The organism is Galactobacter valiniphilus, assembly GCF_003575975.1.
GTDB classification, from domain to species: domain Bacteria; phylum Actinomycetota; class Actinomycetes; order Actinomycetales; family Micrococcaceae; genus Galactobacter; species Galactobacter valiniphilus.
In genome coordinates this window covers 63317-79001 of sequence record NZ_QQXK01000012.1, presented here as the reverse complement: position 1 = coordinate 79001, position 15685 = coordinate 63317, and the positions used below count along the sequence as shown (strand labels likewise).

14 protein-coding genes are annotated in these 15685 nt (G+C 70.5%); 5 read left to right on the top strand and 9 right to left on the bottom strand.

What is annotated here, in order from left to right:
- Positions 1 to 93: 93 nt before the first annotated feature.
- Entirely contained in the window at positions 94 to 780 is a 687-nt protein-coding gene (locus DWB68_RS07620; RefSeq protein WP_119424541.1) for a DUF4303 domain-containing protein, read from the bottom strand.
- Positions 781 to 835: 55 nt separating this feature from the next.
- Positions 836 to 2158: an Nramp family divalent metal transporter gene (locus DWB68_RS07615; protein ID WP_119424540.1), complete on the bottom strand. Its 1323-nt coding sequence runs from the start codon at positions 2156 to 2158 to the stop codon at positions 836 to 838.
- 114 nt (positions 2159 to 2272) lie between these two features.
- Between DWB68_RS07615 and DWB68_RS07610 the strand changes: the two genes are divergently transcribed.
- On the top strand, positions 2273 to 3622 hold the full coding sequence (locus DWB68_RS07610; protein WP_233548674.1) for an MFS transporter: 1350 nt from the start codon (positions 2273 to 2275) through the stop codon (positions 3620 to 3622).
- A 97-nt stretch (positions 3623 to 3719) separates the two neighbouring features.
- Here the strand turns inward: DWB68_RS07610 and purN are convergent, their stop codons facing one another.
- The 5 genes from purN to DWB68_RS07585 all read right to left on the bottom strand — a co-directional run bounded on the left by purN (position 3720) and on the right by DWB68_RS07585 (position 9641).
- On the bottom strand, positions 3720 to 4304 hold the full coding sequence (purN, locus tag DWB68_RS07605; protein WP_119424539.1) for a phosphoribosylglycinamide formyltransferase: 585 nt from the start codon (positions 4302 to 4304) through the stop codon (positions 3720 to 3722).
- A 49-nt stretch (positions 4305 to 4353) separates the two neighbouring features.
- A complete protein-coding gene (locus DWB68_RS07600; RefSeq protein WP_233548673.1) occupies positions 4354 to 5772 on the bottom strand; it encodes a cell division protein PerM in 1419 nt (472 codons plus the stop codon).
- Positions 5773 to 5877: 105 nt separating this feature from the next.
- Positions 5878 to 6636, bottom strand: a complete 759-nt coding sequence (locus DWB68_RS07595; protein WP_119424538.1) for a sulfite exporter TauE/SafE family protein — start codon at positions 6634 to 6636, stop codon at positions 5878 to 5880.
- Positions 6637 to 6745: 109 nt separating this feature from the next.
- Positions 6746 to 8116, bottom strand: coding sequence for an aspartate aminotransferase family protein (locus DWB68_RS07590; RefSeq protein ID WP_119424537.1), 1371 nt, complete (start codon positions 8114 to 8116; stop codon positions 6746 to 6748).
- A gap of 22 nt (positions 8117 to 8138) precedes the next feature.
- Positions 8139 to 9641, bottom strand: coding sequence for a CoA-acylating methylmalonate-semialdehyde dehydrogenase (locus tag DWB68_RS07585; RefSeq protein ID WP_119424536.1), 1503 nt, complete (start codon positions 9639 to 9641; stop codon positions 8139 to 8141).
- A gap of 118 nt (positions 9642 to 9759) precedes the next feature.
- On the opposite strand from DWB68_RS07585, the gene DWB68_RS07580 reads away from it, so the two are divergent.
- The 4 genes from DWB68_RS07580 (at position 9760) to DWB68_RS07565 (ending at position 14194) form a co-directional block, all read left to right on the top strand.
- The gene (locus DWB68_RS07580; protein WP_158588248.1) at positions 9760 to 11349 is read left to right on the top strand and encodes a PucR family transcriptional regulator; all 1590 of its coding nucleotides are present in this window, start codon (positions 9760 to 9762) and stop codon (positions 11347 to 11349) included.
- Between the two features lie 23 nt (positions 11350 to 11372).
- Complete coding sequence (locus DWB68_RS07575; protein ID WP_119424534.1) at positions 11373 to 12506, top strand: VanZ family protein; 1134 nt, start codon at positions 11373 to 11375, stop codon at positions 12504 to 12506.
- Positions 12507 to 12624: 118 nt separating this feature from the next.
- Positions 12625 to 13797, top strand: a complete 1173-nt coding sequence (locus tag DWB68_RS07570; protein WP_147391619.1) for a YihY/virulence factor BrkB family protein — start codon at positions 12625 to 12627, stop codon at positions 13795 to 13797.
- Positions 13798 to 13807: 10 nt separating this feature from the next.
- A complete protein-coding gene (locus DWB68_RS07565) occupies positions 13808 to 14194 on the top strand; it encodes a hypothetical protein (RefSeq protein ID WP_325048552.1) in 387 nt (128 codons plus the stop codon).
- Between the two features lie 111 nt (positions 14195 to 14305).
- Here DWB68_RS07565 and DWB68_RS07560 read toward each other — a convergent pair whose 3' ends face one another.
- The gene (locus DWB68_RS07560) at positions 14306 to 14926 is read right to left on the bottom strand and encodes an HtaA domain-containing protein (RefSeq protein WP_119424532.1); all 621 of its coding nucleotides are present in this window, start codon (positions 14924 to 14926) and stop codon (positions 14306 to 14308) included.
- A complete protein-coding gene (locus DWB68_RS07555; RefSeq protein ID WP_119424531.1) occupies positions 14926 to 15594 on the bottom strand; it encodes a biliverdin-producing heme oxygenase in 669 nt (222 codons plus the stop codon). The genes DWB68_RS07560 and DWB68_RS07555 overlap by 1 nt, the downstream gene beginning before the upstream one ends.
- Positions 15595 to 15685: the final 91 nt, after the last annotated feature.

Below are 15685 nucleotides of genomic sequence, written 5' to 3'. Positions count from 1 at the left end.
TGGATCTTGCTCCTGTAGGGCGGGAGATCGGGGAACGCGCACCAGTCTACGGCGGAGGACGCACGGGAGCCGCGCCCGTGACGTCGCCCCGCCTCAGACGAGTTCCGGGAAGTGCTGGGCCAGCTGATGCGGGCTCAGGCTCGCCTTGAGCAGGCGCTCGGCGTGGTCGTCGTCGGCCACGAAACACACGAGCTCCACCCCCTTGGTTGCCACGAGTTCCTGCCGCAGATCCTTGATCACCCTGATCATGAGCTCGTAGTAGCGCTGCGCCGTGGCTTCCCAGCCCTCGGCCTGCACCTCGGCGGCGAAGGCCCGCTCCCAGACCCCCGCCGCGGCGTCGTCCACGAGCGGGACGGCGCTCCAGTGCCACTCGGTGGGGTCCCAGCGTCGTGAGTAGAAGCCGTCGCCGTCGTCCTCGTCGGCGTCCTCCGGGTCGTCGTCGTCCTCGTCGCTGTCCTCATCCTCGTCGTCCCCGTCGTCGTCCTCGGGGTCGGAGCCGTCCAGCGGCGGCGGGCGGTAGTCGCCGCCCTCCTCCTCGGTCCAGTCGTCCTCGTCTTCGTCGTCGTCATCGTCGACGTCGTCCGAGAGGTCCCTGGCCAGGGCCTGCTGCGAGTTGAGGGCCAGGACGGGGAGGATCAGCTCGCCGTCCTCCTCGGTCGGCACGCCGTGCAGGGCCAGGCCGTAGAAAGAATGACCGGGGTGTTCGGCCATGATGGCCACGGTCTTCTGCAATGCCACGCGGTGTAAGCCCTGCTCCAGGGCTGCCCAATCGAGTCCCATGGCCAGACACTACTTCGCTCCAGCCCGGGACAAAAGGCTTGTGGGAACCGCCCGCTTATGCCAGTTGCGCGAGGAACTTGGACACCGAGTCCACGAGCTGCTGGGCGCCGAGCCAGACGAAGAGCACGGCCGTGATGGCCAGGGCGAGATTGCCGAACCAGCCGTTGCGCCACTCCTTGGGCACGCCGAAGCGCGGCAGGTTCATCAGCGGAAGCAGCGTGAGCGCCAGGAACGGCATGAACAACGCCCCGAGCACGGCGTAGATGAGAACGAGGCCCACCGGATCCTGCCCCGTCAGGATGAGGATCATGGGCGGGAAGGTCAGCCAGAGCATGTAGAACCGGGCGTAGGGCCCGTCCAGCTTGGCCTCGGGTGCGTCCGAGCCCTTGCCGCGTGCGTTGGCCCAGAAGTCGGCAAACATGAGCGCCACGCCGTTCCAGACGCCGAGCACGGAGGAGAAGGCGGCGGCGAAGAAGCCCCACAGGAACGCCGGGCCCACCCACTCGCCATACTTCGCCTGCAGCACCGGGACGAGGTCGAGCAGACCCTTGTCTCCGTTCCCCAGCTTCACGCCAGCCGTGGCCACCACCTCGGCTCCCACGATCAACATGGAGATGACGAAGATGCCGGTCATGACGTACGCCATGGTGTTGTCGATGCGCATGACCCGCATGAAGCGCGGGGTGCTCCAGCCCTTCTCGCGCAGCCAATAGCCGTAGGCCGCGAGCGTGATGGTGCCGCCCACGCCGCCGGCCAGCGCGAGGGTCTTGGCGATCTCCAGGCTGCCGTCCGGGCCGCGCGGGATCATCGGGATGAGGCCCTTGAGCATCTCCGGCACGTTGGGCACCGCGATGATCGCCAGGCCCACGATCACCACAAACATGATGCCGACGAGGACGGCCGTGATCTTCTCGAACACGGCGTAGCGGTTGAACCAGACGAGGGCCAGGCCCACCAGGCCGGTCAGGACCGCGAAGACCTTGAGGTCAACGCCGGGGAAGAGCGCGTGCAACGGCATCGCGGTGGAGGCCATCGCCGCGGCCCCGTACGAGAAGCCCCAGACGATGATGTAGATCCCGAAGTACCACGTGGCCCACCGCCCCAGGCTGGCCCAGCCCTCGAAGATCGTGCGCCCCGTTGCGAGGGAGAAGCGCCCGGCCCCCTCCACGAGCACGATCTTGAGGATGATGCCGACGATGACGGCCCAGAGCAGGCCGTAGCCGAAGTTGGAGCCGGCCACGAGGGTGGCCACCATGTCGGCGGCGCCCACGCCCGTGGCGGCGACCACCAAGCCGGGGCCGATGATGCGCCACTTCGGCGGCGGCTGCTGCTCGCCAAAAGCCTGGTTCGTGGCGTGAGATGTGGGCGGTTGCGACATGGTGTGCCTCTCTCCCCTTGCGCGAGTGCACAATGGTCAGCGCGCGCCCCGTTCTGGGTTGCGCGTGTGACCAGGATAACCAAACGCTGTTACAGCACTGAGCACGGAGGCATCGTGCCAACACTCGCTCGCCCGACCTCGGACGCTGTGGTCCAGGGACTGCCCTTCAAGTGGGGCATCCAGGGCCGCATCTTCATCATCGGCGGCTTGGGCTTCATGTTCGACGCCTGGGACGTGACCCTCAACGGCGCGCTCATCCCCGCCGTCATGAACGAGTGGGGCCTCGACCGCCCCACCGCCGCGCTCCTGAGCACCGCCAACCTCATCGGCATGGCCGTGGGGGCGGTGGTGTGGGGCACGGTCGCCGACCGCATGGGCCGCAAGCGCGCCTTCACCTGGACCCTCCTGGTCTTCGCCGTCTTCACGGCCCTCGGCGCGCTCGCCCCGAACTTCGCGCTCTTCGCGCTCTTCCGCTTCCTGGCCGGCGTGGGCCTCGGCGGCTGCATCCCCGTTGACTACGCCCTCGTCGGGGAGTTCACGCCCCGCACTGCACGCGGCAAGATCCTCACCGCGATGGACGGCTGGTGGCCCGTGGGCGCCGCGCTCTCCTTCTTCGTCTCGGCGTGGCTGCTGGCCGCGACTGGCTCGTGGCGCTGGAGCCTGGCCATCATGATCCTTCCGGCCCTGCTCATCTTCTGGGTGCGCCGGCACGTGCCGGAGTCCCCGCTCTTCCTCGCCGCCCGCGGCCGCGAGGCGGAGGCCCGCGCCGTGGTGGATGAGCTGGTGCGCCGCACGGGCGCCACGCCGGTGGAGTACGACGTCGTGGCGGCGCCTCCCGCCGCCACGTCCAGCCGGGTGCCCGCCTGGCTCGCGCAGCTCGCGCGGCTCTGGCGCGAGGCGCCGGCCGTCACCGCGATCACGTGGGCGCTCTTCCTCACCGTCCTGCTCGTCTATTACCTCGCGCTGACCTGGATGCCCACCATCCTGAAGGAGGCCGGCCTCGCCCAGACGGCGGCACTCATCTCCGGCGCCGGCATGGCGCTGGCGGGGCTGATCGGCGTGGTCGTGGCGGCCCTGCTCGTGGAGGTGGCCGGGCGCAAGCTGCTGCTGAGCATCTCCGCTCCCCTCGCCGCCCTCACCCTCGTGCTCGTCGCCGCCACCCTGGATGACCCCAAGGTCGCGGTGATCTGGCTCTTGGTGTTCGGCGCCATCATCCAGGTCGCCATTCCCGTGCTGTACGCCTACGCCTCGGAGCTCTACCCCACCGAGCTTCGTGCCTCGGGCTTCGGTTGGGCCTCCACGATGTCCCGCGTGGGCGCCGGCGTGGGCCCGCTCGTGTTCGCCTGGGCCTGGCCCGTGTTCGGCCTCACCGCGTGCTTCGTCGCGGCCCTCGTGCTCGTGGCGCTCGCCATCGCGGCGATGCTGCTCAAGGCCCCCGAGACCAAGGGCACCGACCTCGCCTGAGCCGGCCACCCGCCGTCGGGCACTGCCGACACCCCCTCCAACAGCGCCGCCCGCGCCTCCTGGTCAGGAGGCGCGGGCGGCGCTGCACTGCGAGTGCTCAGGCGGGGAAGGGAAGCTCGCCCGCCGCGAGGCGGCCGAGGGTCGCGACGAGCAGCTCGCGCTCGGCGACCTTGATGCGCTCGTGCAGCGCCTCCTCGGTCTCGCCCTCAAAGATCTCGACGGCGCGCTGGGCCACGATGGGGCCCGTGTCGACGCCCGCGTCCACCCAGTGCACGGTGCAGCCCGTGACCTTGACACCGTAGGCGAGGGCGTCGCGCACGCCGTGGGCGCCGGGGAAGGAGGGCAACAGGGCCGGGTGGGTGTTCATGGTGCGCCCGCCGAAGCGGTTCAGGAAGGGCTCGCCCAGGATGCGCATGAAGCCGCTCGAGAGCACCAGGTCCGGCTCGAAGCCGGCCACGGCCTCGGCCAGCGCCGCGTCCCAATCGGCGCGCGAGGCGAAGTCGCCCGGCGCGACCACAAAACCTGCGGCGCCGTGCGCCTCGCCGCGCTGAACTCCCCCGGTCCCGGGAAGATCGGCGCCGACGGCCACGACCTCCACCCCGGTCAGGGAGCCGTCGGCGACGGCGTCGAGTACGGCCTGCAGATTGGTCCCACCACCGGAGACGAGGGCAACTACGCGCATGGGCCTCAGTCTATCGGCGGGCGCGGCGCCGCCCGACGTCGGTGAACGCTCAGGCGTCCAGGACCGGATCGCGCTCGAAGAGCGGGGCCACGAGGTAGCCGAGCGTGGTGCCCACGCCGATCTCGAGCGTCAGGAGCAGGGCCGTGAGCCACACATGCGGACCGAGGTCGGTGTAGGAACCGATCCCCCACGAGCCCGAGGCCAGGAGCGAGGCCACGACCGAGAGCAGTCCGGCCACGGCACCGACGAACACGCCGAGCAGCAGGGTCGACGCCGAGAGCGCCAGCCAGCGGGGGCCGAAGCGCAGCTGCAGCGACTCCTCGAGGTGGTTCTCACCTTCGCGCAGGAACCACCAGCCGGCCACGATGCCGGCCACCACGGGCACGGCCAGGAGCCACCAGGCGCCGACGAGATCCGCTGGCAGGGCCGCCGCGAGCGGGAACGAGGGCATGGGGCCGGCGTGCGCCTCAAAGGGCGAGAAGGAGGCCGACGTGCCCACGCTGAAGCCGCCGCCGCTCACCCAGGACAGCGTCCACAGGGCGAAGTTGGGCAGGTACACGGCCTGCCCGGCGGCCAAGACGGCGCCGCCGACGGCCCCCGGGGCGAGCTCGAGGGCCACGTTGATGACGTCGACCCAGTGCAGCGCGAGCCGGATGACGAGCAGCACGGCGGACAGCGCGAACGCGCAGACCCAGCCGAGCAGGCCGGCCCGCACCACGGCCCAGACGTAGGAGCCGGCCCAGCGGGAGTACTGGCTCGCGCGGCGGATGCGGTCGGCGGCGTCCACTCCGATGAGCCGCCCGAAGGAGCCGGCCTCGCGCCGGGCGCCGGCCACGAGGCCGAGGAGCACCGGCACCAGCGGGACGAGAGCGCCCCACCACCACGCAGCGGAGGAGGCGGCCGAGCGGGCCAGCAACGCGATCACCGCGCCTCCCACGGCGTACACGATCGCCGCGCCGGCGATGCCCTGCCAGAGCTGATGGGACCAGGAGGCCCGGGCCAAACGGCGCCCGGCTCGCCAGGAGAGCAAGAGGGTGAGCAGGCTCAGGCCGAGCGGCACGAACCACAGGATGCCGGGTCCACCGGCGGCGTCGGCCGAGCGCTCCAGCGGCACGCCGTGGGCACTGAGCCACCACTGGCCGCCGATGACGCTCGCGTCCACCCAGCTCGCCTCGGCCCACGCCCCGCTCGCCCACGCGGCGAGGGCGGGCACCAGCGTCACGAGCACCGTGATGAAGAGGACCTGGACGGCCTCGAGGGCACCCTGGCACCACAGCGGGAACGGCAGCCCCTCTTGCAGGCCAGCGCGAAAGGCCAGGAGCCGCTCGCGCGTGCGGGTCGTGAACGAGGGGCGTTCGGCCTCCGCCGGGGGCTCCGCGGCGGCCTCGGCCGACGCGGGGGCGTGCCTGGCCTGCTCCGCGTCCGCCTCGGAGGAGGCAGCGGGTCGGCGGGGGCGCAGCGGGGTCATGAAGAACGCTCTCGTGTGGGGCTGGGGTGGGGTGGGCGGCTCGCGCCGCGTCCCCTTATGGTGCCACCGCCCGGGCCGCTGGCGCGGCAGGCACGGCGGAGGGCGCTAGCCGCCCACGATGTCGAAGACGCCCTTGACGACGGCGGTCACCGCACCGATCACGGCCATCAGCAGGACCAGCTGGCGCGCGAGCTTGTCGTGGACCTTGGGGGCCAAACGGTTACCGATCTGCACGCCGAGCACGATCGCGACGGCGAGCAACAACCATTGCCACCAGTCGAACACCGGCATGGTGCTGGGATCGGCGATGACCTTGGTCGCGGCGGAGAAGGAACCCGTGATGATGAAGAAGGGCTGCAGCGTCGCGGCGAAGTCGCGCTGGGGCCAGCGCGTGAGCTCCGCGTAGGCCGTCAACACGGGCCCACCCACGCCGGAGAGGGAGTTCGTGAAGCCGGCAAAGAGCCCGGCCACGCCGCGATGCGGGCCCGTGTCCCCCAGGACGTGGCCCTTGCGGGTCAGCACCGCCGTGACGCCCAGCGCGAGCAGCACCATGCCGCCCACGATGATGCTGAGTGGCCCGGAGGGCAGGGCGTTGGCGAGGAAGGAACCGGGTAGCGAACCGATCAGCGCCGGCACGATGAGCCAGATGAAGGGCCGCCAGCGGATGTCCTTCCACACGTGATGAATGATCAGCAGCGAGGAGAAGACGCCGCAGAGGTTCACGAGCACGATCCCGTGGTGCGGTCCCATGACGAGCACCAGGAACGGGGAGACCACCATGGCAAAGCCAAGCCCGGCGATGCGCTGGGCCAGCGCGCCGGTGATCAGCAGCGCGAGGGTGAGGAGCAACAGGGAGAGCGACACCCAGCCAGCGTAGCGCCGCCGTCCCGGCGGCACGGAGCGTACGACGACGCCCGTCCCAGGTGAGCATCAAGGCTCACCTGGGGCGGGCGTCGTCGTGCTGAAGAGCGACTCAGGCGGTGACGTAACCGTCGGTGATGGTCAGGGCCTCGTCGATGACGTCGAGGGCCTGGATCAGCAGCTCGTCCGAGATGTTCAGCGCCGGCACCACGTGGATGCGGTTGAAGTTGGCGAACGGCAGCACGCCGGCGGCCTTGATGGCGCCCACGAGCTCGTTCATCTCCGGGGAGGAACCGCCGTAAGCAGCCATGGGCTCCTTGGTCTCGGCGTTCTTGACGAGCTCGATGGCCCAGAAGCAGCCCAGGCCGCGGACGTCGCCGATGCTCGGGTGCTTGGCCTTCATCTCCTGCAGGCGCGGGCCGATGATGTCGCGACCGAGGCGCTGCGCGTTGGCGACCATGCCTTCGTCCTCCATCGCGTTGATGGTGGCGACGGCGGCGGCCGAGGCGAGCGGGTGACCCGAGTAGGTCAGGCCGCCCTGGTAGACGCGGTCGCGGAAGGTCTCGAAGATGGCGTCCGAGATGGCCACGCCGCCCAGCGGCACGTAGCCAGAGTTCACGCCCTTCGCGAAGGTCATGAGGTCCGGGGTCACGTTGAAGTTCTCCACCGCGAACCAGGTGCCCGTGCGGCCGAAGCCGGCCATGACCTCGTCGGCGATGTAGACGATGCCGTACTTGGCGGTGAGCTCGCGCACGCCCTCCAGGTAGCCCGGCGGCGGGGCGTAGATGCCCGCGGTGCCCGGCACGGACTCGAGGATCAGCGCCGCGATGTTGCGCGGGCCCTCGAGCGTAATCATGTCCTCCAGGTGGCGCAGCGCGCGCTCGGTCTCCTGCTCGGGGGTCTCCGAGCCGAAGTAGGAACGGTAGGTGTACGCCGGCATGAAGTGCACCACGCCCTCGGAGGAGTAGTCCGAGTCGAAGCGGCGCGGGTCGCCCGTGATGTTCACGGCCAGCTGCGTGCCACCGTGGTAGCTGCGGTAGGCCGAGAGCACCTTCTGGCGGCCCGTGTGCAGGCGGGCCATGCGCACGGCGTGCTCCACCGCATCCGCGCCACCGTTGGTGAAGAAGATGTGGTTGAGGTCGCCCGGGGTGCGCTCGGCGATGAGGCGGGCCGCCTCGGAGCGCGCGGCGTTCACGTGCTGCGGGGCGATGGTGCAGATCTGCGCTGCCTGCTCCTGGATCGCCTCGACGACCTTGGGGTGCTGGTGGCCGATGTTGGTGTTGACCAGCTGCGAGGAGAGGTCGATGAGCTTGCGCCCCTCGCCGTCCCAGACGAAGGAGCCCTCCGTCTTGACGATGGTCATGGGCTTGAACGGGCCCTGAGCCTGCCAGGAGTGGAACACGTGCTCGCGGTCCAGCTCGTAGGCGCGGCGGCCCTCGGCGAGGAGTTCCTCGCTGACGCCGGTGTCGATCGATGCCGTCATGGTGTGGGTGCCTTCCGTGCGCTCAGTCGTTCTGGGGGAAGCCGAGGTTGATGCCGCCGTGGCTCGGGTCGGCCCAGCGGGTGGTCACGACCTTGCCGCGGGTGAAGAAGTGGAAGCCCTCGGTGCCGTGGGCGTGGGTGTCGCCGAACAGCGAGGCCTTCCAGCCGCCGAACGAGTAGTAGGCCATCGGCACGGGGATCGGCACGTTGATGCCGATCATGCCGACCTTCACCTCGGCCTCGAAGCGGCGCGCGGCGCCACCGTCGTTGGTGAAGATGGCGGTGCCGTTGCCGTACTTGTTGCGGTTGATCAGGTCCAGACCCTCATCGTAGGAGTCAACGCGGACAACCGACAGCACGGGACCGAAGATCTCGTCCTGGTAGATGCTCATGTCCTCGGTGACGTTGTCGAAGAGGGTGGGGCCAACGAAGAAGCCCTCGCCGTCGGCGTCGAACTGACCGGCGCCCTGGCCCGGGCGGCCGTCCACCACGAGGGTGGCGCCGGAGGCGATGCCGGCGTCGATGTAGCCGGCGACCTTGTCGCGGTGCGCGGAGGTCACGAGCGGGCCCATGTCGCAGCCGCGGGTGCCGTCGCCCGTGCGCAGCTTCTTGACGCGCTCGGCGATCTTGGCGACGAGTTCGTCGGCCACATCGCCCACGGCGACGACGGCCGAGATGGCCATGCAGCGCTCGCCAGCGGCGCCGAAGCCGGCGTTGATCGCGGAGTCGGCGGCGAGGTCCAGGTCGGCGTCCGGGAGCACCAGCATGTGGTTCTTGGCGCCGCCGAGGGCCTGCACGCGCTTGCCGGCGGCGGTGCCGCGCTCGTAGACGTACTGGGCGATCGGGGTGGAGCCCACGAAGGAGACCGACTGCACGTCGGGGTGATCCAGGAGGGCGTCGACCGACTCCTTGTCGCCGTTGACGACGTTGAAGACGCCGTCGGGCAGGCCGGCCTCCTTCCACAGCTCGGCCATCCAGATGGCGGCGGAGGGATCCTTCTCGGAGGGCTTTAGGATGACGGTGTTGCCCGCGGCGATGGCGACGGGGAAGAACCACATCGGCACCATGGCCGGGAAGTTGAAGGGCGAGATGATGGCGACGGGGCCCAGGGCCTGACGCTTGGAGTGCACGTCGACGTTCGTGGAGGCGTTCTCGGTGTAGCCGCCCTTGAGCAGGTGCGGGGCGCCGCAGGCAACCTCCACGACCTCCTGGCCGCGGGAGATCTCGCCGAGGGCGTCGTCGAGGACCTTGCCGTGCTCGGCGGTGATGATGGCGGCCAGCTCGGGCTTGCGCTCGTTCAGCAGCTCGCGGAACTTGAACATGATCGAGGTGCGCTTGGCCAGGGACGTGGTGCCCCAGGTCTGGAAGGCCTTCACGGAGGAGGCCACGGCGGTGTTCACAAGATCCGTGGTCGCGAGGGCCACCTGGCCCGTGACGCGGCCCGTGGCCGGGTTGGTGACGTCGGCCAGACGGGCGCCGGCCTCGGAGGCCTCGGCGCCGTCGATCCAGTGCTGCGTGGTGCTCATGTTTGGTTCACTCCTGAAGGGGGAATCGGGGTTCTTGCCTCCATCTTGGTGGCCTGGGCCACAGGCCTGCCACGTGCACAGTGCCACCTCTTACCCCTCTCTCCTTTACAGTGTGCTCATGCTCATCACGGTCGCCTCCATCCTTGAACTCCCCGTGGTCCGGGCCGGCGCCCCCGAGATCATCGCGGGTGCCGAGGCCCTCGAGACCCCCGTGCGGTGGGTGCACGTCTCGGAGCAGCTCGAGCTCACGGATCTTCTCCAGGGCGGGGAGCTCATCCTCAGCACGGGCCTGCTCGTCGGCGCCGACCCGCAGGCGGCCGAGACCCAGCTGCGGGACCTCGAGCGGGCCGGCGCCGCCGGCGTCATCGTCGAGCTGCCGCCGGGGCGCGAACCCACGCAGGCCGCCCTGCGCCGTGCGACCGCCGGTGCCGCCCTGCCCGTCGTGATCCTGCACCAGCGCGTGCGCTTCGTGGAGCTGACCGAGGCGGTCCACCGCCTGATCGTGGCCGAGCAGATGGAACAGCTCGAGGCGAGCCGGCGCATTCACGAGCTCTTCACCGATCTGGTGCTCAACGACGCCTCGGCCGAGGACATCGTCAGGGCCGCGGCAAGCGAGCTCGACGCCGCCGTGCTCCTGGAGGACCCGAGCGGGCGGGTGCTCCACGTCCACGTTCCCGGGGCCGGGTCGGCCCCCGCCGCCGTAACGGCGGCCCTGGCACGGCGCGACGGCGTGGGCGTGCGCGAGCTGGTCTCGGTGCGGGAAAGCGCGTGGGGCCGCCTCGTGGTGCCCGGCCGCGAGGACGCCTCCGCCCGGCACGTGGCCCAGCGCGCGGCGCAGGCCCTCGCCCTGCACCTCATGGCCGAGCGCGACGCCCGCGACCTGGCCCAACTGGCGCAATCCGCCTTCCTCACGGAGCTCGCCTCGTGGAGCGCCGGCGAGGACGCGGCCGAGCAGCGCGCCGCCTCCCTCGGGCTCGCCTCCGCCGGGCGCGTGGTCCCCCTCGTCATTCGCATGGAGGGCGCCGACGGCGATCCGCTTGCCCTCTCGCGGCTCGAACGCGAGCTGCGCGCGGAGCTGAGTCACGCCGTCGGGCAGGCCGGGGCCACCGCCCTGGTGGGCCACGCCGGCGTGGACGCCCTTGCCGTCCTCCTCGCCCCCTCCGCCAAGGCCCAGCGCGGCGCCACCTTGGACCGGGTGGCGAGCGCCTTGGCCGGCGGGCGCACGGCGGCTGGGGCGGCCGGGGCGGCCGGGGCGGATGGCGGCGCCCACGGGCGCTTCATCGGCGTGGGCCCGGCCGGGGCCGGCGTGCTCGAGGCCGTGGCCGGGCTCGCCGAGGCCTCGCACGTCGCGGCCGCTGCTCAGCGCCTGGGGCGCGGCGCCCATCCCGGCCGCCCGTGGTTCACCGCGGCAGATGTGCGCTTGCCCGGCCTCGTCGCCGTGCTCGCGGAGGACGCCCGCGTGCGGCGCTTCGCCGCCTCCGAGCTCGGCGCGCTGACGTCCCCCGGACGGGAGGGCGACCTCGAGCTGCTTCGGGCCATGGTGGATACGGGCGGGGCGAAGGCCAGGGTGGCCCAGCGGCTCTTCCTCTCCCGGCCGGCGGTGTATCACCGCATCTCCCGGCTCGAGGAGGAGCTCGGGGTGAGCCTGCAGGACCCCGCCTCGCTCACCTCGCTCGCCGTGGCGCTGCTGGTCAACGACCTCGGCTGACGCGCCGCATACACTGGCGGGCGATGGATCTTCTGAACTCGTCAGTGCTCTGGCCCGCCCTCATCGCCGTCCTGTTCGGCGGCCTGGCCCTGGCCGTGGGAGGCGTCTTCCTCCTGGCGCTGCAGTATCGTCGCTTCGGCCGTTTGAGCCTGCCGCGCACGCTCGCGACGGGGGCGCTCGTGATCTACGCGGCGGCCGTGGGCGCCTACACCATGTTGCCCCTCCCCACCTCCAAGGCGGCGTCCTGCGCTGCGGGAACGGGGGGCCTGGCCCTGGATCCGCTCGGGCCGCTGCACGATCTGCGCACGGCCTTCGCCCAGGGCGCCTCCGGGGCCCTGCACTCGGGCGAGTTCTGGCAGCTGGTCCTCAACGTGGTCCTGTTCATCCCGCTCGGCATCCTGGGCGTGCGCCTGCTGGGTTGGCACCCCGTCGCGACGGTGCTCTTCGGCTTCGGCGTCTCGCTCGCCATCGAGGCGACGCAATACTCGGGGATCTTCGGGCTGTTCTGCCGCTACCGCGTGGCGGACGTCGGCGACCTCGAGACCAACACCCTCGGCGCGCTGATCGGTGTGCTGCTGGCGCTCACCCCACTCTTCGGCTGGATCAAGACGCCGCGGCAGCTGGAGAGCCTGGCCCAGCGCCGCCCCGTCACGCGCGGGCGGCGGCTCTGGGGCATGGTGTTCGACCTGGCCTTCATCGGCGCGGCCTCCCTGGTGGCCTCGCTCCTGGCCCAGTTCGCGGTCGACCCCTTCGTGCTGCGGGTCCTCTCCCCCGCCGCCCCCGCGCTGCGGCTCGTGTCCGAGTTCGCCTGGCTGTTGCCCTTGCTCGTGGCGGTGCTTCCCGTCCTGGGCCCGCGCCGCACCACCCTGGGCCAGCGCTGCGTGTGGCTCGACGCCGCGCGCCTGGACGGCTCCCGCGCCCCGCTCTGGCAGGCGCTTCTGCGCGTGCTCTTTGGCCTGGGCGGGTACACGGCACTCGTGTGCGCGCAAGCCGCGGACCCGCAAGCACCGGCGTGGATGGACACCGCCACGAGCGTCTGGATCCTCGCGACGTTGCTCTTCCTGCTCTTCGACCGCTCGGCGCGCGGCCTCTCCTACCGCGTGGCCGCCCTGATGCCCTCGCCGCGGGCCTCCCGCAACGAGCCCGCACCGCGCTGAATCGTTCCAACCGCGCCGTCGTCGTTCCGGGCCGTCGCCTGCCGCTGCCACCTCGGCTCGGATACCCTGGCGGCAAGCGGGGCACCACCGGGCCCCGGACGCGAAGGGGGACGAACGCGTGAGCGCTACAAAGGATCCGACGGACGCTGACGACATCGAGCCCGTCCGCAGGCTACCCGGAACCGCATGGCGCTACCTTTTCGGCCGCGCCGTGCGCGAGTTCTCACGCGATAACTGCATGGACCTCGCCGCGGCCCTGACCTACCGCTCCGTCTTCGCGATCTTCCCCGCGCTCCTGGCGCTCTTCTCCATCCTTGGCATGGTGGGCCAGGGCCGGGCGGGCGACACCACTGCTCAATGGATCCTCGACACCGTCGCGAAGTACGGTTCCGCCGACCTCGCGGCGGTCTTGAAGAATCCCATTGAGCAGCTCACCAACGGTTCGGGGGCGGGCTGGGCGTTCCTCATCGGCGTGCTCGGTGCCGTCTGGACGGCCTCGAACTACGTCACCTCCTTCGGCCGCGCCATGAACCGGATCTACGACGTGGAGGAAGGACGCCCGGCCCTCGTCCTGCGACCGGCGATGTACCTCCTCACCCTCGCCCTGCTCGTCGGTGTGCTGCTGTGCGTGGTGCTCCTGGTCGTCTCTGGCTCCGTCGCCCACTGGATCGGCGACCTCGTGGGCCTCGGCCAGGCGTCGGTGACCGTCTGGAACATCGCCAAGTGGCCGGTCCTCGTGATCATCGTGGTGCTCATGATCGCGAGCCTGTACTACTTCACTCCCAACGTGCGCCGGGATCGCTTCCCGTGGCTCTCGGTCGGAGCGGTGGTGGCTCTCATCACCCTGGCCGTGACTACGGCCGGCTTCGCTTGGTACCTCTCGAACTTCGCGAAGTACAACGCCACCTATGGGATCATCGGCGGTCTCATTGCGCTCCTCCTTTGGATTTGGATCGCGAACTCCGTGCTGCTCTTCGGGGCCGAGATCGACGCGGAGACGGAACGCGCCAAGCAACTGCAGAGCGGCCTTCCTGCCGAGCGCGAGCTACAGCTCCCCGCCCGTTCCGTGGCGGCGTCGACCAAGAAGCAGGAGAAGCTCGAGGAGGATGTCCTGACCGGGCGTCAGTTGCGCGCGCTGGCCAACCCCATCACCTACGACGACGTCCCCGATCGGCATCCCTGGCGCTGGGTCTTCGGCCTGGGTGCGGGCATTGCCGCCCTGACGGCGCTGCGCCGCAGGGAGGCTAGGCTGAAGAACGAGTCTGGGAACCAGGCCCCCAACGATCACTGAGGAGTGGGACATGGCCTCGCCGTCCACCGCAATCCTGTCCGCCGCCGGCCTCGTCGGCGGCTACGCCACGGCCCGCCAGACCGGCAATCGCCAGCTCGGCGGCGCCGTCCTGGCCGCCGCCGGCACCGCCGCCTTTGCCGTGTGGAAGCGCAACGCCGGTACGGCCCGCGCCGTCGCCCTGACTGCGGCCTATGTCGGCGCCTTCGGCGGCTCCCACCCGCTGGCCAAGAAGATCGGCGCCTGGGAGTCCGTGGGCGTCGTGACCGCCGGCATGTCAGGCCTGGCCCTCCTGCTCGGCGGCTCCGACACGAGCCGCGCCGTCCAGGGCGCCAAGCGCGCTGCCAAGAAGGCCGAGAAGCAGGCGCTGAAGGCGGCAGCCGCGGCCGCCCGCGTCTGATTTCTGCTCACGCACAGGTGCCCCGGTTCGCCTCCCTCACGGGAGACGAACCGGGGCACCTGGCGTTTCACGCGCCGTCGCGCATCCATGACTGTGCCCGACGGCGGGAAGCTACTTCTTGAGCTTGCCGTTCACCGAGGCAGTGTCCATGACCGTGCCCTTCGGGTAGAAGTTGCCCAGGGCCTTGGAGCCGTCGGCCGTCAGCTTCACATTGCTGATCTTGAGCTGGACCTTGCCGCCGGAGGCCTTGGTGGTGGTGATCTTGACGGTCGCGATGCGCTTGTTATTGAGCGAGATCGCCTTCTTGCCCAGGAACGCGGGCGCCTTCGCGTCCGCGACCAGGTAGCCAGCACTCGCCGAGGTCTTCTGCACCTTGATGTCGCTCAAGGTCAGGTTCATCTTGCCGCCGTGGCCCTTGAAGTTCACGGCACCCTTGAAGGTGATCGTGCCCTTGCCGGAACGCAAAGTGCCGGTGCCCGACGTGAAGCTGAAGGCACCGTTCTTGGCTGCCTGTTTGGCGCCGCCGGTGACCTTGATCGAGCCCTTGGCGATGCCGCCCTTGACGTAGGTGCGGAACGACTTCTTGACACCCCAGCTCAACGTGGCGGAGCTGACCTTCCCGTTAACCACCGGGGCCGCCTGCGCGGAGGGAGCCGCAACGAGGCCGGAGACGAAGAGCGCGCCGGCCGCGGCGAGGGCAGTCAGCGCCTTGAAGGGCTTGGACGCGCGCATCAGGCGAGCTCCACCACGGGCATCGGCGAGACACGACCCAGATCACCGAAGACCTCGCGGTTCAGGCGGAAGCCGAGCGAGGCCTCCTCCACCACGGCGTCCTCGCGGGAAGGCTCCGCGAACTGGTCCAGGAGCTCGCGGTAGCGATCCTTGTAGACCTTGGGCTTCTCGATCTGCGGGAAGGACCACATGGAGAGCATCTCGGTGGGGACGCCGTAGTGGCGGGCCACGAGGGAACCGATGGCCAGGCCGCCGGAGAGGTCGCCCAGGTAGCGCAGGTAGTGGTGCGCCACGAGACGCGAGGGATCCTCGTGACGGCCCACCTCCTCGATCCGACGGGCGTAGGCGAGCGTCGAGTTCACGACCGCCGGGATCTCCTCGAGCCCGGCCCATTCGACGAGCCGGGGCAGATCGGCGTCGATCGCCGCGAGGCGGTCAAGCGCCGGGTCGAACAGCTCGGCCACGCAGGCCTCGTCGCGGCGGGCGGCCGTGGCGGCCTCCAACGCGGCGTAGAGCGGGCGGTACTGCGCCAGCAGCAGGACGTAGTCGGCCCCCGTGCGCTCACCCTGCATCAGCTCGGTGATGAAGGCGGAGGTCTCCGCCTCACCATGGTCGAGGCGCGTGGCCTGGCGCAGCCGCGCCGAGAAGGTCGAGAGGTCGGTATTCACGGCAGGGTGACCTTTCCGTAGTCATTGAGGTGTGTCTAAGTCGCCTCGCTGGCTTTAGGTCACACTCGCTTTGCTTTATTGCTTGGCTACA